The following is a 22189-nucleotide window of genomic DNA, read 5'->3' on the forward strand; positions in this document are numbered from 1 at the left end:
CCGCGTGCCGCGTGTGGTCGTACCGGTGCGTGATCACCGGTGCGAGGTCGAGGCCGCGCTGCAGCAGCACGGTCATCGAGTACCAGGTCTCGAACATCTCGCGGCCGTAGATCCCCTTGATGTGCAGCATCTTCAGCACGATGCTGCTCCAGTCCACGGAGAACTCGTCCGCGGGCAGGCCCAGCATCGCGATGCGGCCGCCGTGGGCCATGTTCGCGATCATGTCGCGCATCGCGACCGGCTTGCCGGACATCTCCATGCCGACGTCGAAGCCCTCTGCCATGCCGAGCTCGGCCTGCGCGTCGGCGATCGTCTTCTCGGCGACGTTCACCGCGAGGTCGACGCCGACCTTGCGCGCGAGGTCCAGCCGGTGCTCGGAGATGTCGGTGATGACGACGTTGCGCGCGCCCGCGTGCTTCGCGACGGCGGCGGCCATGATGCCGATCGGGCCGGCGCCCGTGATGATCACGTCCTCGCCGATGACGGGGAAGCTCAGCGCGGTGTGCACGGCGTTGCCGAACGGGTCGAAGATCGCGGCCACGTCCAGGTCGACCTGCGTGCGGTGCACCCACGCGTTCTGCTCGGGCAGCACGACGTACTGCGCGAACGCGCCGTTGGAGTGCACGCCGAGACCACGCGTGTTGGCGCACAGGTGGCGGCGGCCGGCCTTGCAGTTGCGGCACTTCCCGCACACGAGGTGGCCCTCGCCGCTGACCAGGTCACCCGGCTTGACGCTGGTGACGGAGGCGCCCACCTCGACGACCTCGCCGACGAACTCGTGCCCGATGACGAGCGGCGCCTCGATGGTGGAGGCGGCCCAGTCGTCCCACGAGTCGATGTGCAGGTCGGTGCCGCAGATACCGGTGCGCAGCACCCTGACCAGCACGTCCGCCGGTCCGGGAGTGGGGTCCGGGACGTCGGTCAGTTCGAGGCCGGGCCCAGCGGCGACCTTGACGAGAGCCTTCATACGGGAAGTCTCACCCTCTGCTGCTTGTGCAGTCCATCAGGACTTTCTGAAGTTCTTGTGCAGCTCAGCTTCATTGGTGATGTTGCGCACCATGCCGCCGAACACGACGCCGTGGAACGGCCAGACGGCCCACCAGTAGATCTGCCCGGTGAGCCCTTTGGGTACGAACACGGCACGTTGGCGGTAAGTGGAACCGTGCCCCTCGTTGGCCGCCACTCGAAGCTCCAGCCACGCCTTCCCGGGCACCTTCATCTCGGCACGGAGGCGCAGCAGGCGCCCGCGTTCGATCTCCTCGACCCGCCAGAAGTCGAGCGCCTCCCCGACCTGCAACCGCTGCGGATCCCGCCTGCCGCGCCGGAGCCCGACTCCGCCGACCAGCCGGTCCATCCAGCCGCGGACGGCCCAGGCCAGCGGGAACGAGTACCACCCGCGTTCGCCACCGATGCCCTCGACGACCTCCCAGAGCCGTTCGGGCGTCGCATTCGTCCGCCGCTCGCGTTCGTCGGTGTAGACGGAACCGCCGGACCAGTCGGGGTCGGTCGGCAACGGCTCACTCGGCGCGCCGGGCAGGGACGCACCCGACCAGCGCGTCTCGACGTCGGCGTCGCGAATCTTGGTCAGCGCCAGCTCGACCGCCTTGTCGTAGCCGACGTTCTCACCGGGCAGCACCTCGTGGATGTCGTTCTCCCGGCACACGACCTCGTGCACCAGCGACTCGATCAACGGCCTCGCGATCGACTTCGGCACGGGCGTGACGACGTTGACCCAGTGCGACGACAGACCGGGCGTCAGCAGCGGCACCGGCAGCACACGGCGCTTGGGCAGCCCGGCCACCCCGGCGTACCGGAGCATCATCTCCAGGTACGTGAGGACGTCCGGCCCGCCGATGTCGAACGTCCTGTTCGTGTGCTCGAGCGTCGTAGCGCCGACCAGGTAGCGCAGCACGTCCCGCACGGCGATCGGCTGGATCCGGTTGTGCACCCAGCGAGGCGTGACCATGACCGGCAACCGCTCGGTCAGGTACCGCAGCATCTCGAAGCTCGCCGACCCCGATCCGATGATCATCGCGGCCTGCAGCACGATGGCCGGTGTCGTCGACCTGAGGAAGGCCTCGCCGACCTCCTTGCGGGAGGCCAGGTGGGGCGACAGCTCGGTGTTGCCGGGGTGCAGCCCGCCCAGGTAGACGATGCGTCGCACTCCCGCGCGCTCGGCGGCCCGGGCCGTGTTCTCGGCGGCCTTCTTGTCGGCGTCGGCGAAGTCCTTCGACTGCAGCGAGTGCACCAGGTAGTGCACGACCTCGACGTCCCGCATCGCCTCGTCGAGGTCGCCGAGCACGTCCCCGCGCACGATCTCGACGTCACCGGCCCACGGGACGTCGCGCAGCTTCTCCGGCGACCGCACCAGGCACCGCACCTGGTGCCCCTCGGCCAGGAGCCTGGGCACGAGCCTTCCGCCTAGGTATCCGGTCGCGCCGGTCACGAGACATCGCATGCCTCGATCCTGCGGGCTGCGGGGTCCCGCCGCAGATCGAGGACGTGCTCGCGCAGGGGTACCCCCGGCCTGGGATCCCCTCGCATCCCACCGTACCCATCGGGTCCGACAAGATCAGCGAGTCGGCCTCACCGCTTCCGCTTGATCACCACGGACCCGCCGCGCACCGCGCCCCTCAGCTGGAAGTGCGGGCTGCCCACGGCGGAGTTCACCTTGTCCTTCAGCTCACCCGCGGTGATCTCCACGTCGTTGACGTTCACCGACGACCCCGCGGGCAGCAGCAGCTTCACCGAGCCGAACGACACGTCGAGGTCGACGTCGACGACCTCCGGCACGTCGGCCGCGGTGAAGTCGAGGTTCGTGCTGCCGAGGGTGTTGCGGATGACGAGCTCGCGCGGCACGACCCAGTGGCCCTTGCGGGTCGTGGTGCCCATCGTGTTCTTCAGCTCGGTCCTGGCGTGCGCCAGCTCGTTGTTGACCATGCCGGGCAGGTCGACCAGGACGCCGTTCAGGTCGGCCCTGGTCTTCGCGCCGAGCGCGGTGTCCGTGCGGACGGTGAACTCGTCCAGCGTGATCATGCCGCGGCCCACCGCCTTGTTCAGCAGGGTGACGACGTGCTCGCGTTCCGCGTCGGACACGCGTAAGTCTCTGGGGTCCGTCATTTCTGTGCCTCCGGTTCGGCGTCGAGACCGTGTTCGATGGCATAACGCGCCAACTCCACCCGGTTGTGCAGTTGGAGTTTGCGCAAAGTCGACTGGACGTGGTTTTCGACCGTGCGGTGGGAGATCACCAGGCGGTTCGCGATCTGCCGTGCGGTCAGGCCCTTGGCCACCAGCCGCAGCACCTCGGTCTCCCGGTCGGTGAGCTGCGGCTTCTCCTCCGAGTCGTCGGGCGCGGCGGCCATGCGCCGGTACTCGCCCAGCACCAGGCCCGCCAGGCCCGCGGTGAACACGGCGTCGCCGGCCGCGGTGCGGGAGACGGCCTCGACCAGTTCCTCGGAGGACGCGGACTTCACCAGGTAACCCGAGGCGCCGGCCTTCACGGCCTGAAGGACGTCGTCGTGCTCGCCGGACGCGGACAGCACCAGCACGCGCGTGTCCGGCAGTTCGCTGGTGATCAGCAGCGTGGCGTCGACGCCGGAGAGCTCGCCGAGGTTGAGGTCCATCAGGACCACGTTGGGCCGCACCGCCTTCGCGATGCGCACCGCCGAAGGTGCGTCGCCCGCGGTCGCCACCACCTCGAAGCCCCGCTCCTGGAGGTCGCGCGCCACGCCTTCGCGCCACATCGGGTGGTCGTCCACGACCATCACCGAGACCGTCATCCTGCCGCCCCCTTCCTGAACACCCGAACCTCCCATTCCGTGCCCTCCCCCGGCCCGGTCTGGAGCTCGAGCGTCCCGCCGAGCGACTCCACCCGGCCTTTGATCGACTTCTCGATTCCCATCCTGCCTTCCGCGGCAGCCGACGCGATCCTGCCTTCGGGGATGCCGGGACCGTCGTCACGGACACTCAACACGATCTCCTGCCCCAGGTCTTCGAGCAGCACCCACGCCCGCGCGTCCTCACCGGCGTGCTTGTCCACGTTGGACAAGGCCTCGCGCACGAGCGACGTGAGCTCGCCCGCCGCGGCTGCGGCGAACATCACCTGCGTCGCGGGCGTCGACACCTGGATCCGCGGCGTGGCGAGGAGCTGCAGGCCGGGCCGCAGGTCGATCTCTCCATCCACAGTGGAGTCGGTGGGCGCGGCGGCGACGAGGTTCCGCAGTGCGACCTCCTGCTCGCCGGCCATCTCGGCCAGTTCGGCCGCCTCGCCGCCGACCTCCAGGCCGCGTTTGCGCACGCGGGCGAGGACTTGCAGCACGCTGTCGTGGATCGACCGGGCGAGCCGTTCGCGCTCCGCCGTCGCCGCTTCGGCCCTGAGCGCCTGGGCGAGCAGCACCGCCGAACGCCGTGCCGTGGCCGCCGCCATGCCGACGATCATGCCCGCGCCGCCCAGCAGCACGACGTCGCGCAGCAGGTCGAGGCTGGGAACGCCCTTGCTGAGATAGGTGGAGAGACCGACCGCGAGCCCACCCGCGAGGCCCGCGTACGCCCCGCCGAGTGCGCCCAGCGCCACCGCCGGCACGCACGCCCAGATGGTGGTGATGAGCGGGACGTTCAGGGTCAGCAGCTGGTGGTCGGACATGATCAGCGGCGACAGCGACATGAGCCCGCAGGTCAGGACCAGGTCGGTCAGCACGACCGGCCACCGCCTGCCCCACGTCGTGCTGTAGGCGCGGCTGGTGAACACGGACCACAGCGCCATCACCCCGAGGGTGGTCCACGCGAGCCACGGCCGGATGTAACCGGAATGGTTCGCGATGACGTTCGCCGCCGCGAACAGAAATGTGACTATGCGTAGCGCAATTGTCCCGCGCCACAGAGGCGTGGCCGGGTCGTCGATCACTTTCGTCACACGTTCGGCAGGCTGTGCGGGCACGCTGTGCTCCTTTCGGACACCATCCTGCCGCGAGAACGTGTGCTGGCTAACCCCCAGGTGGCCGTCTTCTGCCGAACGGAGGAATGTGCGACGCTCTCCGGGTTCAGGTGGGGAGGGCATACAGGTGCGCGACTGGCCGATTTGGACACTGCGGCGGCCCGCGCTCTGCTACTGGATCCTGGTCGACGTGGCCGCTCTGGCCACCGTGACCTGGACGATCATCTCCTCCGATACGCCACTGCCGTCCGAGGTCGCGAGGTTCGCCGCCATCGCGGGAACGGCGGGCGCGGTGATCATCGGCAGCTCCATCTACAGCCACCGCCTGGGCGAGACCGAGCGCAACCCGTGGGCCGCGCACCTCTCCTACCTGACGGCGGGCGTCCTCGCCCTGCCGCCGAACCTGCTGGTGCTGCTCCTGTTCGGCCCGGCCCTGCACTGCCTGCTGGCGCAACGCCCGGAGACCTACCGCTGGGTCTACACCCTGAGCGCCACGGCCCTGTCCGTCTTCGCCACCCGCTACCTGCTCGGCTGGACCGACCCGCACGCGAGCCTGGTGCTCATGGTGGGCGGCGCGGTCGTGCTGCTGGCACTGAGAGCGGCCCTGATCGCGTTCGGCCTGAAGCTGCGCAACCCCGCCGCCACCTTCGAGGAGAACGTCGGCGAACCGATCGACGTCATCCTCGGCGTCGTCGCGGTGTCCATCGGCGGCCTCATGGGCTGCGTCGCCCAGACGAACGCCATCCACGCGCTGATCGCCGGCCCGTCCCTGGCACTGCTGGAACGAGCCGCCCAACTCCCGCAGTGGCGCCGCTCGGCCCAGCACGACGCCAAGACCGGCCTCGCCAACGCCGTGCACTGGGACAGCCGGGCCCGCTACGAACTGACCAAGGGCGCCGACCGCACCCGCCCCATGGCCGTGATGCTGCTGGACCTCGACCACTTCAAGCGCGTCAACGACGAGGTGGGCCACCTGGCGGGCGACGCCGCCCTGGCCGCGATCTCGCTGCTGCTGCGCGGCACCGTCCGCCGCGGAGACCTGGTCGGCCGGTTCGGCGGCGAGGAGTTCGTCGTGCTCCTGCCCGACGCCACCCCGGACGTGGCGGAGTCGGTGGCCGAACGCGTCCGCAAGGCCGTGGCGGACCTGACCGTGCCGACGATGGCGACCGACGGCAAGCCGCACGAGCTGTGCGGGCTGACCGTGTCCATAGGAGTCGCCACCACGACGCGGTTCGGGTACGAGCTGCCGGACCTGCTGGTGGCGGCGGACGCCGCGCTGCTGGCGGCGAAGGCCTACGGCCGCAACCTCGTGTCGATGGCCTAGAGCTTCTCGACCCGTTTGCTCGTGTCGTCCTTCGGCGCCGTGTCCTGAGGATTCAGCACGTCCACCTTCTCCGGCTTCTGCACCGCGTCCGCGTCGGACAACAGCGACCGGATCCCGGAGTTCAGCACCGCGAGCAACGGCACGGCGAGCAGCGCGCCGGCGATGCCGCCCACGACCAACCCCGCCGCGATCGCCAGCACCACGGCCAGCGGGTGCAGCTTCACCGCGCGCCCCAGCAGGATCGGCTGCAGCACGTGCGACTCCAGCTGCATCACGCCGATGAGCACGGCGAGCACCACGAGGGCCGCGATCGGGCCGTTGGTCACCAACGCGACCAAGACCGCGATGGCGCCCGTGAACACCGCACCGATGATGGGGATGAACGCGCCGAGGAACACCAACGCCGACAGCGGTACGACGAGCGGCACGCCGATGATCGCCAGGCCGATGCCGACACCGACGGCGTCCACGACCGCGACTGCTGCCGTTGCGCGCACGTAGGAGACGAGAGAGCTGAAGCCGCGACGGCCGGCCACGTCGACGCGCTGGCGCACGTCGCGAGGGACCGCACGGGTCACGAAGCGCCAGATCCCGTCGCCGTCGTGCAAGAAGAAGATGAGGGTGAACAGCGCCAGCAGCAGTCCGGTCAGGGCCTCGCCGACGGTCGCGGCGGTGGTGAGCGCGCCGGACGTGATCTCGGCCTGGTTCTCCTTGATCGTCTTGACGATGTCGTTGAGGTAGTTCTGCAGCTGCTGGTCCGACAGGTGCGCGGGGCCGTCCTTGAGCCAGCCCTGGATCGCGTCGAGCGAGTTGCCCACCTGCGACTGCAGTTCCGGCAGGCCGCGGGAGAACTCGCTGATCACGAAAGTCAGCACGCCGCCGAGCACGCCGATGCCGATGATCATCATCACGGTCACCGCCACGCCGCGCGGGACCCGCCACTCGACGAGCTTCGAGACCCCCGGCGACAGCAGGGCCGCGAGCAGCAGCGCGATGGCGACCGGGATCACTATCGACGCGACGTAACCCAGGACGTAGGCGACCACGTACAACGCGGCCACCACGACGACGAACCGCCAGCTCAGCGCGGCACTTACTCGTAGCAGCAGCGGAACGCGACTGCTGATCTCCGACTCCGGTGCGCTCACGGGCCTCACGGTAACTGTTCTGCCCCTCGCCAAGGTGGAAGCTGATTGGGGATGATCCGGTTGTTCAGGGGGAGGAACGACAGTGATCAAGCCCGAAGACTTGACCGACGTGGAGCGCCAGGTCGCCGGCGCCTACGCTGGTGGCACCGAGATCGACCTGACCGGGCAGAGCGTGCGCGGCGAGGTGCTCACCGGATTGCTGACCGGCATGTACCGGGTGCCGCGCAGGGGATTACCGGCGCTGCGACTTCGAAACGCCCGGATCACCGGCAAGTTCGAGCTGGAGGGGACCCGCGTCACGCGGGTCATCGACCTCACGCACTGCACGTTCGAGGAGTCGCCCGACCTCCGGATGGCCCGTCTCATCGGGCTCCGGCTCCGCGGCACCCGCGTTCCCGGGTTGCAGGGCCGCAACCTCCGCGTGTTCAGCGACCTCGTCCTCGAGGCCGGCTTCACGTGCACCGGCACCGTCGACCTCACCGACGCGGCCGTCGACGGCACGCTCCGGCTCGCGGGCGCGGTTCTCCGTTCCAACACCGATCACGCCCTCTTGGGCGCACGGCTGCGGGTCAGCGGTTCCGTCCAGGCCATAGCAATGCGGGCCAACGGCGAGGTCCGGCTCCGTGGCGCGACGATCGGCGGCAGCGTCCACCTCGGCGGCGCTCGGCTGGTCAACACGGGACGGGAGGCGCTGGAGGCGTCAGGAATCGTGGTGGCGGGCAACGTCTTCTGCAACGCCGAGGGCGGGCGGTTCACCGTGGACGGGCGGGTGCTGTTCGACGGCGCGCGCGTCGGCGGCAATCTCGAGTTCACCGGCGCCCGCCTGCACTCCACCCACCGCGTCGACCAGGTTCTGGTCCTGCCGCACGGACTGGCGGACGAGGCCGCGACGCTCGTCGCCGACCGCATCAGGGTCGACGGCAACGTCGAGCTGGACGACGGCTTCACGAGCACCGGCACGGTCCGGCTGCCCAACGCGAGCATCGGCGGGTACCTGCGGATGTCCGGCGCGGTGATCGGGCCGCGTGACGTCGCCGAGGAGCTCGCCGGTGACGTCACGAACCGCATCCCCGTCGCGCTGCACGCCGACGGCATGGAGGTCCGCGGCGACGTCGAGGCCCGCAGCGCGGTCAACGGTGCGGGCGTCCGGTCGTTGCCTCTGCAGACCTACGGCCAGGTCCGACTGTCCAACGCGCACATCATGGGCAGCGCCAGCATGTCCGGCGTCTCGCTGCACGGTCCCGGCATCGACGTCCTGTTCGCCGACCGCCTCCGCGTCGGCGGCACGCTGTTCCTGCGCGAGCTGAAGGCCAAGGGCTCGGTCCGGCTGCAGAACGCGAACATCGGCTCCACCCTCGACATGTCCGGCGCCGAGCTGACGCTGCCGCGGCTGCGCGGCAACGGCACCCAGAAGCCGTCGCTCGACGCCCGTGCCATCACGATCGGCAAGGACCTCCTGTGCAGCCGCGGGTTCACCGCGGTCGGCGGCGTGCGGATCAGGCTGGGCGAGGTCGGCAAGATGGCGACGTTCAGCGACTCGCACCTCGGCTCGACGGCCGCGGACATCGCGTTGAACGCCTACGGGCTCACCGTGCACCAGTTCCGCCTGCACATCCCCGCGGGCCAGCAGCCCAGGGGCAAGGTCGTGCTGAGCCGGTTGAAGGCGGTCTCGGTCACCGACGGGCCGGGCCTGTGGGACGCGGAGGGCGGCGTCGCCGTCGACGACTTCGAGTTCGCCGGCATCACCGCCGACCCCGACGTGCCGGTGGAGACCCGGCTCGGGTGGCTGCTCAAGGTGCAGCCCGACTTCGCGCCGGGACCGTACGAACAGCTCGCCGCCGTCTACCAGCAGGGCGGCGAGGAGGAGCTCGCGCAGAAGGTCCAGCTGGAGAAGCAACGCCGCCGCTACTCCGAGCTCGGCAGGGCGGGGCGGGCCTGGGGCCAGATCCAGCGGTGGACCGTCGGCTACGGCTACCGGCCGTGGCTCGCGATCTGCTGGCTCGGCGTGTTCTGGCTCGGCGGCGCGCTGTGGTTCAACTGGCACACGATGGCCAAGCTGAACTCCGACGAGGACCCGGTGTGGAACGCCTGGCTCCTCTCCCTCGACCTGCTGATCCCGATCATCGACTTCGGCCACGACGGGAAGTGGCGGTTCACGGGAGCCTCGCAGTGGATCTCGTCGACGCTGGTCGCGGTCGGCTGGGTGCTCGCGTCGACCGCCGCGGCGGGTGCGGCACGGGTGCTGAAGCGCGTGTGACCGTCACACGATGTAGTTAATCGAACGCTCAGGGCGTGCGTTCGGGGTGGCGGTACTGGCAGAGTCGCCGACGTCGACTTGATCAGTTGATCGTCGGCGAATCCCCTTGAGCGCCACCGAGTAGCGAGGTTCCCGAGTTGTCCTCTGCCGATCCGCGAGCGAAGACGGGAGCGAACGGCATCCGCCGGTTCGCCACCCGAGCGCTGCTCGCTGTCGGTGGTGCGATCGCCGGGACGGCCGTCGCCTGGGCGCTGACCACGTCGGCGGCGCAGGCCGCGGACACGGCGTCCACCGGGGACGGGCAGCAGTTCGACGTCATCAGCAAGATCGTCTCGAATACGGACGAGAAGCTGCCGGCCGTCGCTCCCGCTGCCACCGCGGTGCACAAGATCGACGAAACGCTGCGCACCGAGCACGAGAAAGCTCGTGCGCACCTGCCGGAGGTGCAGGTCTCCGAGACGGTCGAGAAGATCGCCGAACGGATCCTGCCCCAGGTCTCCACGACCGGTCAGTCGCAGGCCCCCGCCACCGAGCGGGCCCTGGACGTGACGTTCCCGGAGACCCCGGCCCCCGCCACCGAGACCGGTCAGTCGCCGGTCGCGAGGGTGGTCACGCAGGTCGCCGGCCCGTCCGGCGCCACGTGGACGGATCTGTTGGAGCACACCGACTTCGCCGTGCTCTCCCAGCAACCGTCCCTGCCCAGCAACCCGTTCCCGAAGCTGCCCGCCCCGGCCCCCGCGCCGGTGCAGTGCACTTCGTGCTCCGACGGTTCTGGTTCTGCGAAGGGCAGCGCGTTCGCTGCTCTCGCTGCGTCCGGCAGTGCTCCCGGCACCTCGGTGACGCGCGCTCTCGCGCCGTCCACCGACAAGGTGACCGTGACGCCGGGCAAGCAGCCCGGTATCAACCCCGACTGATCTCAGCGCGCGGTCCGCGGCAGCCGTCTCCCCTGGCTGTCCGGAAGTCGACCGTCGCGCTTCTTTTCATGCGCTCCTTTCGGTCGATCACCGCGTGCGACTCCCCCGGTGATGACGCGCCCTCCCCTGCGCGTCCGGCCTCGCCCCATGAACCCCCGTCGTCGAGACGGGACATCTGGAAGAAGGAGATCTAATGCAGACCTGGGCAAAGCGCGGACTTCAGACCGCGTTTGTCACTGGTGGTTTGCTGATGCTCGGTACGGGCATCGCTTCTGCTCAGGAGAACGTCGACCCCGACGCCGCACCGTCGGCCGTCGACGTCGCGGCTTCGATCCCCATCAAGGCGGACCAGAACAAGCTCGCCACCCCGGCCAGGGAAGTCACCGTTCCCAAGGTCGACAGGACGGTCAGCACGGACCGCGTGGCCGCCGCGGTGCCCAACCGCACGGCAGCGCCGGTCGCGAACCCGCTGATCCGCCAGGCGAGCCAGAACATGCAGGGCACCGCGTTCCAGAACGTGGTGCGCGGCAACAGGATGCAGGGACACCTGGACGTCCCGATCAACATCTGCGGCAACGCGTTCGCGGTCCTCGCGGACTCCGAGGCGACCGGCGACTGCACGCAGAACACCCACCGCGACGGCAAGATCGCCACCGATGGCGCCGGCCAGTCGCTCGCCGGCAACGTCCTGGCCGTCGACCACGCGCTCCCGGTCCAGGCGACCGGCAACGCGATCGGCGCGGGTGGCACCTCGACCACCAACGGCAAGGCTGAGCAGGTCTCCACGACCGGCGGCGACATCACCACCAACGGCGACAAGGGTTCCCTCTCCGGCAACGTCGTCGCCGAGCGGGGCGCCACCCCGGTCCAGCTCACCGGCAACGGCGTCGGTGCCGCCGGCAACTCCGAGGTCAACTCCACCGCCGACACGTTCGCCTCCTCCGAGGGCGACATCACCACGAGCGGCGACAACAGCTCGATGTCCGGCAACGCCGTGCCGGTCCCGCTCGCCCCGCTGACCGAGGTGAACGGCAACGCGGTCAGCGGTGCCGGCAACTCCACCACCGACTCGGTGCAGACCGGTGCCGCCTACGCCGGTGGCAAGACGGTGACCAGCGGTGACCCGGCCACCCTGGCCGGCAACGTCGCCACGCCCGCCCTGGCGGGCCCGATCACGGTCGACGACAACGCGGCTGCCGCGGGCGGCAACGCGACCGCGATCAGCGACACCACCAACGAGTCGGTCGCCGGCGGCGAGACCTTCACCAACGGTGACGGCTCCACGGCGTCCGGCAACGTGGCCGGCGCGCCCATCTCGCTCCCGGTCGCCGCGGGCGGCAACGGCACGTCCGCCGTCGGCAACGCCCTGACCGACCACTCGAACAAGGCCACCTCGACGGCGGGCGGCAACGTCTTCACCGTCGGCGACAACTCGGTGCTGTCGGGCAACATCGCCGACGTCCCGCCGGCCACCGCCATCGACCTGTGCGGCAACGGCGTCTCGGCCGTGGGCCAGTCCGTGGGCACCTGCGAGAACGACGTCAAGTCGACCACGGGTGGCTACCAGGGCACCCTCGGCAACGACTCCGTCGGCTCCGGCAACGTGGCGCAGACGCCTCTCGCCGCGCCGGTCGAGGCCTACGCCCTGGCGGCCACGGTCGCCGGCCAGGCCACCGGCACCACCGACGAGGTCAAGGACGTCCGTTCGAGCGCCAGGCCGAACACGGAGGACGACCGCGGCACGGCCTCGAGCAACGTCGTCAGCGCGCCCTCCGCCGTCGCTCCGCAGGTCTTCGCCGTCACGGCCGGCGTCGTGGGCAACACCACGTCGGACGCCTCCAACGACACCTCGGTCACCGCGGGCGACGCCCCGCGGGCGACCGGCAAGAAGAGCTCGGTCGCGGGCAACATCGTCCAGGTCCCGACCTCGACGCCGGCCCAGGTCTTCGGCGACGGCGTCACCCTGGTGGGCAACAACGCCACCACGGCCGACAACGCCACCGACATGAAGGCGGGCGGCGACGCCCTCACCACCGGTGAGCACGGCTCCATCGCCGGCAACGTCGTCTCGGCCCCGGTCGCGACCGGCACGCAGGTGCTCGGCTGGTCCGTCGGCGGCGGCAGCAATGTCGACTCCATCGCCACCAACGACCTCGACTCGGTCGCGGGCGGCGACGTCAACAGCAGCGGCGACAAGGGTGCCGTCTCCGGCAACCTGGTCGGCGCGCAGCCGGCCGTGCTCCCGGCCACTCCCGGCAACGCCGTCTCCGCGGCGGGCATCACCACGTCCGACGCGGTCAGCGACACCAACGTCGTGTCCGGTGGCGACAGCGCCTCCAACGCCGACGACGCCTCGGTCTCCGGCAACCTGGTCCACGCTCCCGCCGACGTCTTCGGCGGCGTGTACGCGGACGCGGTCGCGGTGGCGGGCAACGCCACGACGACCACCGACAGGGCGTCCCACACCGAGGCCGGCGGCGACATGGCCACGAAGGGCAGCGGACCGCTGACCGCTCGTGAGACGACCGTCCCGGTCGAGCCGGCCGCCAAGCTCGCGCGCGTCCCCGTCGAGGTCGTCGGCCAGGCGGTCACGACCGGCGTGGACGACGACACGCAGCTCAACGGCGAGGACGAGGGCACCCTGCGTGCCTCGCAGCTCAAGGGCATCCAGCTCCCCAAGGGCGTGGACAGCCTGATGAAGGCCGACGAGATCCCCGCGTTCCACGGCCTCGACAAGCTGCCGCTGAACCTGCTCCCGAACACGGCCGGCCTGACCGGCGTGACGGGCAAGCTGCCCCTCCCGGCCCTGCCCGGCTCGGCGAAGCAGCAGCGCGCCTCCCTGCCGCTGAACGGCGGCACGGCCGGCATCACGCCGAACGTCCAGGGCCTGCCCCTGGGTCAGGTGCTGGAGACCGTGAAGCGCCTGGTCCCGGCCGGTGTCCCGCAGCTCCCGACCGGTGCCGGTCAGCTCCCGCTGGGTGGCGCCAAGCTCCCGACCGGTGCCAGTCAGCTGCCGCTGGGTGGCGCCAAGCTCCCCACCGGTGTCGGCCAGCTGCCGCTGGGCGCCGCCAAGCTCCCGACCGGTGTCCGCCAGCTGCCCTTGGGTGCCACCAAGCGTTCGCTGCCCTCGGTCCCGTCGGTCTCGTCGGTTCCCTCGGTGCCGTCGGTCCCCGGCGTCCCGTCGCTCCCGGTGACCGCCCCGGCCCTGCCGGTGCAGGTCCCCGGCCTGCCCACCGAGCGCTCGCTGCCGGCTCTGCCGGTGAACGGCCCGGCCTCCGTCTCGGGTCTGAACCTGAACCCGACCCAGGGCCTGGTCCCGGCCCCGGCCCCGGTGAAGGAGCGCGCGCTGCCGCAGGACGCCCCGGCGCTCACCATGATCGACCCGGCTCACCTGTTCAACCGCGTGGCCGGTTCGCTGTAACACCCGCAGATCGCAACACCCTCCTCCGGTAAGAAGCTGAGCCCCGGCGACACGACGGTGTCGCCGGGGCTCAGTGCCGTCCGGGGGACGTCAGCCGACCGCGTGAACATCCCCCTCCGACGCCACCAGGACCTCTCCGCCGAACGTCGCTCGCGCCGCGTCGGCGGCGGCTGTGCGGTCGTTGCCAGGCCAGAAGTGCGTCAGCATCAACCGCCGCGCACCCGCCCGCCGCGCCCACTCGCCCGCCCCTGCCGAGGTCATCAGCAGACCCGAGGTGTCGCCGGGCCGGTCGGTGGCCTCGACGACGAACAGGTCCGCGTCGCGGCCGAGCGCGGCCAGCTCGGGCGACGGCCCGGTGTCGCCGGTGTAGGCGAACACGCGCGACGCCTCCAGCCGGACACCCGCGTTCGGCACGAAGTGCGGCAGGTCCGCACCCGTCAGCCGGAACGGGCCCACCTTCCACTCGCCGGGCAGGGTGAAGACGTCGAAGACCTCGGTCAGCGGCACCTCGGGTTCGAGGCCCTGCAGCCGCCGCACCACGCCCGGCGGGCAGTACAACGGCAGCCGCCCGCGCTTCCCGTAGTGGAACATGCGGAACAAACCGTGCAGGTCAGCGCAGTGGTCGGGGTGTTCGTGCGTGATCACCACGGCGTCCGGACCCGACGGCCACAGCTCCAGCAGCCGCGGCAGCGTGCCGTAACCGAGGTCGAGGACGAGCCGGTGGCCGGACTCCTCGACCGCGAACCCGCTGCACGCGCGGCCCGGCTCCGGGTAGGCCCCGCAGCTGCCCAGCACCGTCAGTCGCACTGCTTGCTCAGCAGGATCCCGCGCGGCCCGAACCCCGCTCCGGAGTAGAACGCGAGGGCTTCCTCGTTCGTCGCGAAGATGTTCGCGAACACCAGCGACACCCCGTGGGCAGCGGCGACGCGTTCGGCCTCCGCGACGAGAGCCGCGCCCAGGCCACGACCCCGGTAGCCGTCCAGGACGACGGTGTGGACGTCGGCCGCGCGCCGCGGCACCAGGATCTGGTGGTCCGGCGAGCCGCCGGGGAGCGGCACGACCTCGGCCATGCCGACCACCTCGCCGTCGAGCTCGGCCACCGAGATCAGCGCGCGCCCGACGACGTCCTCGAAGTACCCGCGCACCGCCGTCTCGTCCGGGATCCGGAAGAGCTCCGGGTCGAGCTCGACGTGCCGTTCGGCGTTGGCCAGGCGCAGCCTCACCAGGGCGGGCACGTCCCCGCGCTCGGCCGGCCTGATCAGTGGATCTTGCATGTGCCCATTCTCGTGGATCAGCTCAGCGGTGCGGGCACGGCTTTCTCGGCGGCGCGGCTCGTCCGCTCCCAGGCGGCCCAGGTGTCCATGCGCCGCCGGGAGATGTCGAAGGCGACGTCGTAGACCATGCTGCCGAGCAGCAGCCGCGACGGCGGGTCATCGCTGTCGACCAGGGTCATCACGGCTTCGGCGGCGAGGTGCGGCTCGCTGTCGACGGACCCCTCCGCCCACTGCTTCTCGAGCTCGGCGCGCAGCGGGTCGTAGACGGGGTTCGGGCTGGTCGCCCTGCTGCTCGTGTAGAGGTCGGTCCAGTATCCACCCGGCTGCACGATGGTGACCTTGACCCCGAACCGCGCCGCCTCGGCGGCGAACGCCTCGCTCATGCCCTCCAGCGCGAACTTGCTGGCGCTGTAGAGCCCGGTGCTCGGGAACCCGCCGAGCGCGCCGATGCTGGAGATCTGCAGGACGTGCCCGCCTCCGCCGGCCCGCAGCCGCGGCAGCACGGCCTGGCTGACCCACAACGCGCCGAAGAAGTTGACCTCCATCTGGGCGCGCGCCTCCGCTTCGGTGAACTCCTCCACCATCCCCGTGAACAGCGCGCCGGCGTTGTTCACGACGACGTCGAGCCTGCCGAACCGCTCGACCGCCTGCTCGACGACGTCGAAGACCGCCGACCGGTCCGTGACGTCCAGCGGCAGCGCCACCAGGCGGCCGGGGTGCTCGGCGGCGAGGTCGCCGAGAGGTGAGACGTCTCGTGCCGCGGCGACGACCCGGTCGCCCGCACGGAGCGCGGCCTCGGTGAACGCGCGGCCGAGGCCACGGCTGGCACCGGTGATGAACCAGACGCGTGAAGTCGCTGAGGCTTCCATCGGGGCTCCCTTGGCTGAGCGAGACGAGACGGTCCGTCTCGTTGATGAGCGTCAGCATGCCACGAGTTCGGTCGTCTGACAAGACGGACCGTCTCGTCTCGTCAGCTGCTAGCATGGCGACGTGAAGAGCCCGGATCCTGCTCGCCGCAGCGAGACCGCGCGGCGAGCCATCCTCACCGCCGCCATCGACCTGGTCGGGGAGGTGGGCTACCCGAAGCTCGGCATCGAGGCCATCGCCCAGGCCGCCGGCGTCGGCAAGCAGACGATCTACCGGTGGTGGTCGTCGAAGGGCGCGTTGCTCTTCGACGCCTTCCTCACCTTCGCCGGCGAGGGCGAGGCCGCGGCGTTGCCCGACACCGGCGACCTGGCCGCCGACCTGAAGCTGGTCCTGCGGGCCACCGCCGACGAGTTCGGCGACCCGCGCCAGGACCTGGCCATGCGGGCGATGCACGTCGAGATCGTCAACGACCAGGCCCTGGCCGCCGAGTACCTGGAGCGCCTGGACGGACCGATGCGAGAGCGGAAGGCGGAACGCCTGCGCGCCGCCGTCCGCGCGGGTCAGCTCGCCGGGGACGTCGACATCGAGGTGGCCGTCGACATGATCTGGGGGCCGGTCCTCAACCGGTGGCTGCACCGGACCGGCCCGCTGACCCACGAGTACGTGGACCAGGTGGTCGACACGGCCCTGCGCGGGCTCCAGCCTCGTTAGGCCGGTGGCGTGAAGAAGTTGACCAGGTTGCCGTCCGGGTCGCGGAACAGCAGGGAGCGGTTGCCCCACGGCATCGTGGTCGGCTTCTGCACCACCTCGACGTCGGCCAGCCGTTCGTAGTCGGCGTCGACGTCGTCCACGCGGAACTCGATGATCACCGTCCGGTTCGACTCGGGCACCGCCGCCCCGGCGCCGAACAGCGCCATCGTCTCGGCACTGCCGATGGCCAGGGTGAACGAGTCGCCCACGAGCTCGGCGAACTGCTCGCTGCGCCACCGCACCGGAAGGCCGGTGGCGCGTTCGTAGAACTCGGTGAGGCGGGCGACGTCATGGGTGATGACGCGGAGGGAAACGAGCTGCACAGCGTGTCCTTTCTCGGGGAACACCGGACACGCTAAAAGCAATACTGGACAGGATCCGCCCGGTATCCGCACGATCTTCGGGTGACCCGTCCGATCGCCCGCGTGCTGGCCCTGCTGGAGATCCTCCAGAGCGGTGGCACCCGCACCGTCGCCGAGCTGGCCGAACGCCTGGACGTCGACGAACGCACGGTCCGCCGCTACGTGGACCGCCTGCTCGACCTGGACATCCCCGTCCGCTCGGTCCGCGGCCGGTACGGCGGCTACCGCCTGGCGCCCGGCTACCGGATGCCACCGCTGATGCTCAGCGACGAGGAAGCGCTCGCCGTCCTGCTGGGCCTGGTCACGGGCCGGCGTTCCGGGCAGATCACCACCTCGGTCGCGGCCGTCGAGAGCGCGGTGGCGAAGGTCCGGCGAGTGCTGCCCGCGGCGCTCGGCCCCCGGCTGGACGCGCTGCTGGAGACCACCGACTTCACCGCTCCCGCTCGTTCACCGCTCACGGTGGACGCCGACGTCCTGCTCACCGTCGCCGGAGCGGCACGGGACCACCGGCCGATCGCGCTCGCCTACCTCGCAGGTCACGGCGGTGCGAGCGAGCGCGTGGTCCACCCGTACGGAGTCGTGGCGCATTCCGGGCGCTGGTACCTGACCGGGGCGGACTCGGCCAGCGGCGAGGTGCGCACGTTCCGCGTGGACAGGATCACCGCCGTCGAGGTGCGTGACGGGACGTTCGACGTCCCGGCGGGCTTCGACCCCGCCCGGCAGGTGCTGTCCTCGATCGCCGAGGCGCCGCACCGGCACGAGGTGTCCCTGCGCATCCGGTCGACGCCGGACGAGATCCGCGCCGTCTTCCCGCCGGCCGTCGCCTCGCTGGAGGAGAGCCCGCCGTGGACCCGCGTTCGCATCCGTGCCGAGCAGCTCGACTGGATCCCGCCGCTGCTGGCCCGGCTCGACCGTCCGTTCGCCGTCGAGCGGCCCGACGAGCTGCGCGACCTGATCCGGGCACTGGCTGCTCGGCTGATCGCCTGTGCCGACGCGTGACCAGTGCCATTCTTCGCCGATGGCACTGGTGTGGGTGACGGGCACGTCGGGGGCGGGCAAGTCGGCGATCTGCGAACGGCTGAGGAAGTGGGGAGAGCTGACGGTCGACACCGACTGGGAGGGCTACAACCACTGGGTGGACCGGACGACCGGCGAGGTCGTCCTCGACCCTCCCTACCCACCGCCGCCGGGCTGGCTCGACCGGTACGGGTGGAGGATCGACCGCGCGCAGGTCGAGGCGCTCGCGGCGGAGACGCGGGACAGCACGGCGTTCCTCTGCGGAACCGTCGAGAACGAGGAGGAGGTCCGGGACCTCTTCGGCCTCGTGGTCTGCGTGGTGATCGACGACGAGACGCTCCGCGCGCGCCTGCTGAGCCGCACGTCGAACGCGTTCGGCAGGAACCCGGAGGAGCTGGCCGCCTGTCTCGGGCACAACCCCGGCGTCGAGGCGCGCTACCGGCAGCTCGGCGCGACGATCGTCGACGGAACGCGGTCGCTGGACGAGGTCGCCGCCGCGGTCCTCGCCGCCGCACGGTCAGGCGGCTGACCCGCACGAACCGCGGGCGATGAGCGTGGGCTCGAAGACGACCTGGGCCGGGGACGGCGGCTCCTCCACGATGATCTCCGCGGCTCTGCGGCCCATCTCGTAGGAGGGCTGGGCGACCACGGTGATCCCGAGCGCGCTCGCCCACGGGAAGTCGTCCATCGTCAGGAAACCGATGTCGTCGGGCATCGTGAGGCCACGGGCGGTCAGTGCCGTGTGGACGGCCACGGTCAGACGGCCGGTTGTGCAGACGATGGTGTCGTTGCGTTGCAGCAGGGAGCCGACTGCGGCGTCGACCTCGTCCTCGTTCGTCACCAGGACTTCCTCTGGCCGCCGCAGGCCGTGCTCGGCCAGACCCTGCCGCAGCCCTTCGGCGCGTTTGACCTGCGTCGGCCGATGGCGTCCGCTCACGACGCCCACCCGCGAGCGTCCGCACTCGGCCAGGTGCGCGGCCATGAGCTTTCCGGCCGCGATGTCGTCCAGGCTGACCGAGTGCAGGCCTGGAGCCGTGCGCGCGACGATCACGCACGGCGTGCCGTTCTCAGCCATCCGCCGTGCGTGGTCGTCGGCGGTCTCGTCGGCGGTGATGACCAGGCCCCGCACCCGTTGCTGGTCCATCGCCCGGACCTGGGCGGCTTCCCTGTCGGCGTCGCGGTAGGTGTTGGCCAGCATCACCGGGCTGTCGGCGGCCGCGGCGACCTCGTCGATCCCGCGGATGAGGTCCAGGTAGAAGGGGCTGCTCAGGTCGCGGACGACCACGCCGATCGTGCTGGACCGCCCGGCGAAGATGCTCCTGGTCAACGCGTTCGGGCTGTAGCCGAGGCTCTCGGTGGCCTCCCACACCTTCGCGGCCGTCGACTCGGCGACGAGACCGCCGTTCAGCACGCGGGAGACCGTTGCCGTGGACACCCCCGCGTGCGCCGCGACGTCACCGATCGTGACTCGCTTCATCCCCGACCCGCCTGCCTTCCCGGACGACGACCCTGCCGCCGATCATGACGGTCCGGACATTCTCCAGGGCCGCCGGAGACGTCACCACCAGGTCGGCGACCGCGCCCGGCACGATCCGGCCGCGCAGGGGCGCCAGTCCGGGGAAGACGTCGGCGACGGTGGACGTGGCCATCGCGATCGCGGCGGGCAGGCCGACCACGCCCGCCTTGGTGGCGCGGTCGATGGCCAGCAGGATCGGGTCGTGGTGGCCTGCCGCGTAGTCGGTCGAGATCGTGTCCACCAGCCCGGCCTCGAACAGGGCGTACAGCAGATCCGTCATGTGCGGGCGCGAGCCGCCGAACGTGTCCAGGACGGACACGTCGATCACGACTCCCCGTTCCTTCAGCCGCTCCGCGTGGGTCACGGCCTCGCGCGTCGTGAAGCTGGGGTGGTTGGAGTGCCCGGCGACCAGCCGCACGTCCGTCCCGGCGATCGCGGCGACCTGCGTCATCGACGCCGCCGCGTTGTGCACGAGCACCGGGACGCCCAGGTCGCGGCCCAGGTCGGCCGCTTCCGCCAGGCCGCGCAACGCGACGTCGAACGCGGGCAGGACCACTCCCGACACGATCTCGCGGGCCTCTTCGGCGGACAGCTTCCCCGTCAGTCCCGCGTCCGCCAGCGCCTCCTCCACCGCGTCGCGGTCGAACGCGGACGTGCTGATGTGCCTGCCCAGCACGGCGATCTTCACCTCGTTCGCCTGCAACGCCGTCACCGTCACGCCGGTGCGCCGCGCGATCTCCCGCGGGATGTAGAGGTAGCTCGCCCCGCCACCGCCGAGCGTGTGTCCCGCACCGATCTCGCCCAGCGCGACCGCCCCTCCGGCCACGGCCCGGCGCGCGGTGAAAGCCCGGTGCTCGCCGGTGAGCCCGCCTCCGTCGGCGATGGTCGCCGCCTCCAGGCACGCGGGTGTGTTGCAGGAGGCCGCCTTCACGGTGACCGGGTGCGCCTCGTCGGTCCTGGCCGCCGCCTCCGCGGTGATGAACCCGTCGACGCAGAGCAGCGTCGTCGTCCCCTCCAGCAGGTGCCGGTCGAGGTTCGCGTTCACCTGCGCGACCGGCAACGGTTCGTGGCCACTGGGGAACAGCGGCCCGTAGGCCGTTCCGTGGGTGTGGTTGTTGATCAGTCCGGGGACGACCAGCATCCCGGCCGCCTCGACGACCTCCGCCGCCGGGTAGTCACCGTTCCCCGGCTCGACGATCTCCCGGATCGTGTCGCCCTCGATGACGACGTCGACCCCGCGCCGCAGTGCGGTGCCCAGGCCGTCCACCAGGTCGCAGCCCCGCACGACGGTCGTCATCGCGACTCCTCGAACCGCTCGAAGCGGAACGCCGCCAGCGCGTCCTCCCGGTCCTCCCCGAGCACCTCGTCGGCGACGAGCTCGCCCGCGTGCAGGCACAACGTCACCCCGCTGTGCGAGACGGCGAAGAAGTAGTTGCGCACGTCGGCGACCCGTCCGAGGACGGGGAGCCCGTCACCGGGGATCGGCCGCTCACCCGTGCGGACGCTCTCGACGCTCGCGGCACGGATGCCGGGGTAGACCGACGTGGCGTCCCGCACCAGCTTCTCGACCGCTCCCTGCGCGTTCTCGTCGATCTCGCCGGAGTGCAGCAGGATCCGCCCGTCACCCTCGGGCCGCAGGTGGACCTCCGGCGCGTGCACCACCCGCGACAACGGCACCGCGACGGGCGAGGTGTAGACGAGCACGCAGGGCAGGTTGCGCATCGGCAGCGCGAGCCCCGCCATCGCGGCCACCCCGGCCGCCTGCGGCCCGGCGCAGTTCACGACGGCGTCCGCGGTGAGCTCCAGCCCGGACTCCAGCCGCACGCCCCGCACCACGTCACCGCTGATGTCCAGACTGGTCACGGCGTCCTGGGTGATCACCTCGACGGCTCGCGACAGCAGGTGTGCGATCAACCGCGTCGGCTCGACCCAGCCCTCGTCGGGGAAGTACGCGATCCCACCGGCCGGCAGCCGTTCCGGGTCGATGCCGGGTTCCAGCTCCAACGCTTCGGCACGGGTCAGCAGCCCAGCCGGGTATCCGAGCTCCTTGAGCGCGTCGACCTTCGCCGCCTCGTCAGCGCCCCATTCGATGCCGCCGCCACCGTGGTACCAGTCGCTGAGCGGAACCTCGGCCGCCAGCCGCCGGTGCGCGGCCATCCCCGCGACGTTGAGCTCGTGGTAGACCAGCGGCTGCTTGTTGCGCGAGTTGACCCACGAGAAGGACGCGCCGGACGTCCCCGATCCCGGTGCGCCGCCGTCGACGACCGTCACCACCGCCCCGCGACGAGCCAAAGCCGCTGCTACGGCGGCTCCGTAGACCCCAGCACCCACGACGACGACCCGCATCCTGACCTCCGCAGTCCCGTGCACTCCCTGGTGTAACTAGTTGCATGTAACTAGTTACAC

20 protein-coding genes are annotated in these 22189 nt (G+C 71.0%); 7 read left to right on the forward strand and 13 right to left on the reverse strand.

All coding sequences use genetic code 11. The features are described 5' to 3' along the window. From tdh to macS, 5 genes are all read right to left on the reverse strand, one after another. Nucleotides 1-967 (reverse strand): L-threonine 3-dehydrogenase (gene tdh / locus VM306_RS30790; protein ID WP_325521265.1); only part of this gene is annotated, 967 nt, incomplete at its 3' end. A gap of 36 nt (nt 968-1003) precedes the next feature. Continuing rightward, on the reverse strand, nt 1004-2458 hold the full coding sequence (locus tag VM306_RS30795; protein ID WP_325521266.1) for an SDR family oxidoreductase: 1455 nt from the start codon (nt 2456-2458) through the stop codon (nt 1004-1006). A 128-nt stretch (nt 2459-2586) separates the two neighbouring features. After that, on the reverse strand, nt 2587-3096 hold the full coding sequence (locus VM306_RS30800) for a DUF1707 domain-containing protein (protein WP_325521267.1): 510 nt from the start codon (nt 3094-3096) through the stop codon (nt 2587-2589). 20 nt (nt 3097-3116) lie between these two features. Beyond that, a complete protein-coding gene (locus VM306_RS30805) occupies nt 3117-3779 on the reverse strand; it encodes a response regulator transcription factor (protein WP_325521268.1) in 663 nt (220 codons plus the stop codon). Beyond that, nucleotides 3776-4936 carry a MacS family sensor histidine kinase gene (gene macS, locus VM306_RS30810; RefSeq protein WP_325521269.1) on the reverse strand — a complete coding sequence of 387 codons (1161 nt, stop codon included), beginning with the start codon at nt 4934-4936 and terminating at the stop codon, nt 3776-3778. Before macS ends, VM306_RS30805 begins: the two co-directional genes overlap by 4 nt. A 124-nt stretch (nt 4937-5060) precedes the next feature. Between macS and VM306_RS30815 the strand changes: the two genes are divergently transcribed. After that, on the forward strand, nt 5061-6257 hold the full coding sequence (locus VM306_RS30815; RefSeq protein WP_325521270.1) for a diguanylate cyclase: 1197 nt from the start codon (nt 5061-5063) through the stop codon (nt 6255-6257). On the opposite strand, the gene VM306_RS30820 is transcribed toward VM306_RS30815, so the two are convergent. After that, complete coding sequence (locus VM306_RS30820; protein ID WP_325521271.1) at nt 6254-7405, reverse strand: AI-2E family transporter; 1152 nt, start codon at nt 7403-7405, stop codon at nt 6254-6256. The genes VM306_RS30815 and VM306_RS30820 overlap by 4 nt on opposite strands. 82 nt (nt 7406-7487) lie before the next feature. On the opposite strand from VM306_RS30820, the gene VM306_RS30825 reads away from it, so the two are divergent. The 3 genes from VM306_RS30825 (at nt 7488) to VM306_RS30835 (ending at nt 13997) form a co-directional block, all read left to right on the forward strand. Then, entirely contained in the window at nt 7488-9662 is a 2175-nt protein-coding gene (locus VM306_RS30825) for a hypothetical protein (RefSeq protein WP_325521272.1), read from the forward strand. Nucleotides 9663-9799: 137 nt separating this feature from the next. Continuing rightward, nucleotides 9800-10576, forward strand: a complete 777-nt coding sequence (locus VM306_RS30830) for a hypothetical protein (protein WP_325521273.1) — start codon at nt 9800-9802, stop codon at nt 10574-10576. A 250-nt stretch (nt 10577-10826) separates the two neighbouring features. After that, nucleotides 10827-13997, forward strand: coding sequence for a hypothetical protein (locus VM306_RS30835; RefSeq protein WP_325521274.1), 3171 nt, complete (start codon nt 10827-10829; stop codon nt 13995-13997). 90 nt (nt 13998-14087) lie between these two features. Here the strand turns inward: VM306_RS30835 and VM306_RS30840 are convergent, their stop codons facing one another. Genes VM306_RS30840 through VM306_RS30850 form a run of 3 tightly spaced genes read right to left on the reverse strand, consistent with a single transcriptional unit; the run spans nt 14088 to nt 16140 of the window. Then, nucleotides 14088-14804 carry an MBL fold metallo-hydrolase gene (locus VM306_RS30840; RefSeq protein WP_325521275.1) on the reverse strand — a complete coding sequence of 239 codons (717 nt, stop codon included), beginning with the start codon at nt 14802-14804 and terminating at the stop codon, nt 14088-14090. Then, nucleotides 14795-15271, reverse strand: a complete 477-nt coding sequence (locus VM306_RS30845; protein ID WP_325521276.1) for a GNAT family N-acetyltransferase — start codon at nt 15269-15271, stop codon at nt 14795-14797. The genes VM306_RS30840 and VM306_RS30845 overlap by 10 nt, the downstream gene beginning before the upstream one ends. A gap of 17 nt (nt 15272-15288) precedes the next feature. Continuing rightward, entirely contained in the window at nt 15289-16140 is an 852-nt protein-coding gene (locus VM306_RS30850) for an SDR family oxidoreductase (protein WP_325521277.1), read from the reverse strand. Nucleotides 16141-16261: 121 nt separating this feature from the next. Between VM306_RS30850 and VM306_RS30855 the strand changes: the two genes are divergently transcribed. Continuing rightward, the gene (locus tag VM306_RS30855; protein WP_325521278.1) at nt 16262-16849 is read left to right on the forward strand and encodes a TetR/AcrR family transcriptional regulator; all 588 of its coding nucleotides are present in this window, start codon (nt 16262-16264) and stop codon (nt 16847-16849) included. Here the strand turns inward: VM306_RS30855 and VM306_RS30860 are convergent. After that, the gene (locus VM306_RS30860) at nt 16846-17211 is read right to left on the reverse strand and encodes a VOC family protein (protein WP_325521279.1); all 366 of its coding nucleotides are present in this window, start codon (nt 17209-17211) and stop codon (nt 16846-16848) included. The genes VM306_RS30855 and VM306_RS30860 overlap by 4 nt on opposite strands. 81 nt (nt 17212-17292) lie before the next feature. Between VM306_RS30860 and VM306_RS30865 the strand changes: the two genes are divergently transcribed. Both VM306_RS30865 and VM306_RS30870 read left to right on the forward strand, forming a co-directional pair. Beyond that, nucleotides 17293-18249 carry a YafY family protein gene (locus tag VM306_RS30865; RefSeq protein WP_325521280.1) on the forward strand — a complete coding sequence of 319 codons (957 nt, stop codon included), beginning with the start codon at nt 17293-17295 and terminating at the stop codon, nt 18247-18249. A gap of 19 nt (nt 18250-18268) precedes the next feature. After that, nucleotides 18269-18796 carry an AAA family ATPase gene (locus VM306_RS30870; protein ID WP_325521281.1) on the forward strand — a complete coding sequence of 176 codons (528 nt, stop codon included), beginning with the start codon at nt 18269-18271 and terminating at the stop codon, nt 18794-18796. On the opposite strand, the gene VM306_RS30875 is transcribed toward VM306_RS30870, so the two are convergent. The 3 genes from VM306_RS30875 to VM306_RS30885 are packed head-to-tail and all read right to left on the reverse strand — an operon-like array spanning nt 18785 to nt 22129. Beyond that, nucleotides 18785-19744: a LacI family DNA-binding transcriptional regulator gene (locus VM306_RS30875; RefSeq protein WP_325521282.1), complete on the reverse strand. Its 960-nt coding sequence runs from the start codon at nt 19742-19744 to the stop codon at nt 18785-18787. The genes VM306_RS30870 and VM306_RS30875 overlap by 12 nt on opposite strands. Beyond that, a complete protein-coding gene (locus VM306_RS30880) occupies nt 19722-21080 on the reverse strand; it encodes an amidohydrolase family protein (RefSeq protein ID WP_325521283.1) in 1359 nt (452 codons plus the stop codon). The genes VM306_RS30875 and VM306_RS30880 overlap by 23 nt, the downstream gene beginning before the upstream one ends. Further along, a complete protein-coding gene (locus VM306_RS30885; protein ID WP_325521284.1) occupies nt 21077-22129 on the reverse strand; it encodes an FAD-dependent oxidoreductase in 1053 nt (350 codons plus the stop codon). The genes VM306_RS30880 and VM306_RS30885 overlap by 4 nt, the downstream gene beginning before the upstream one ends. Nucleotides 22130-22189: the final 60 nt, after the last annotated feature.

Source organism: Lentzea sp. (genome assembly GCF_035525475.1).
Classification (GTDB): domain Bacteria; phylum Actinomycetota; class Actinomycetes; order Mycobacteriales; family Pseudonocardiaceae; genus Lentzea.

Coding starts and splice junctions, on each gene's coding strand:
- VM306_RS30875 (WP_325521282.1), bottom strand. CDS start 19,744: ATGAAGCGAGTCACGATCGGTGACGTCGCGGCGCACGCGGGGGTGTCC.
- VM306_RS30850 (WP_325521277.1), bottom strand. CDS start 16,140: ATGGAAGCCTCAGCGACTTCACGCGTCTGGTTCATCACCGGTGCCAGC.
- VM306_RS30835 (WP_325521274.1), top strand. CDS start 10,827: ATGCTCGGTACGGGCATCGCTTCTGCTCAGGAGAACGTCGACCCCGAC.
- VM306_RS30845 (WP_325521276.1), bottom strand. CDS start 15,271: ATGCAAGATCCACTGATCAGGCCGGCCGAGCGCGGGGACGTGCCCGCC.
- VM306_RS30885 (WP_325521284.1), bottom strand. CDS start 22,129: ATGCGGGTCGTCGTCGTGGGTGCTGGGGTCTACGGAGCCGCCGTAGCA.
- VM306_RS30805 (WP_325521268.1), bottom strand. CDS start 3,779: ATGACGGTCTCGGTGATGGTCGTGGACGACCACCCGATGTGGCGCGAA.
- VM306_RS30880 (WP_325521283.1), bottom strand. CDS start 21,080: ATGACGACCGTCGTGCGGGGCTGCGACCTGGTGGACGGCCTGGGCACC.
- VM306_RS30795 (WP_325521266.1), bottom strand. CDS start 2,458: ATGCGATGTCTCGTGACCGGCGCGACCGGATACCTAGGCGGAAGGCTC.
- VM306_RS30870 (WP_325521281.1), top strand. CDS start 18,269: ATGGCACTGGTGTGGGTGACGGGCACGTCGGGGGCGGGCAAGTCGGCG.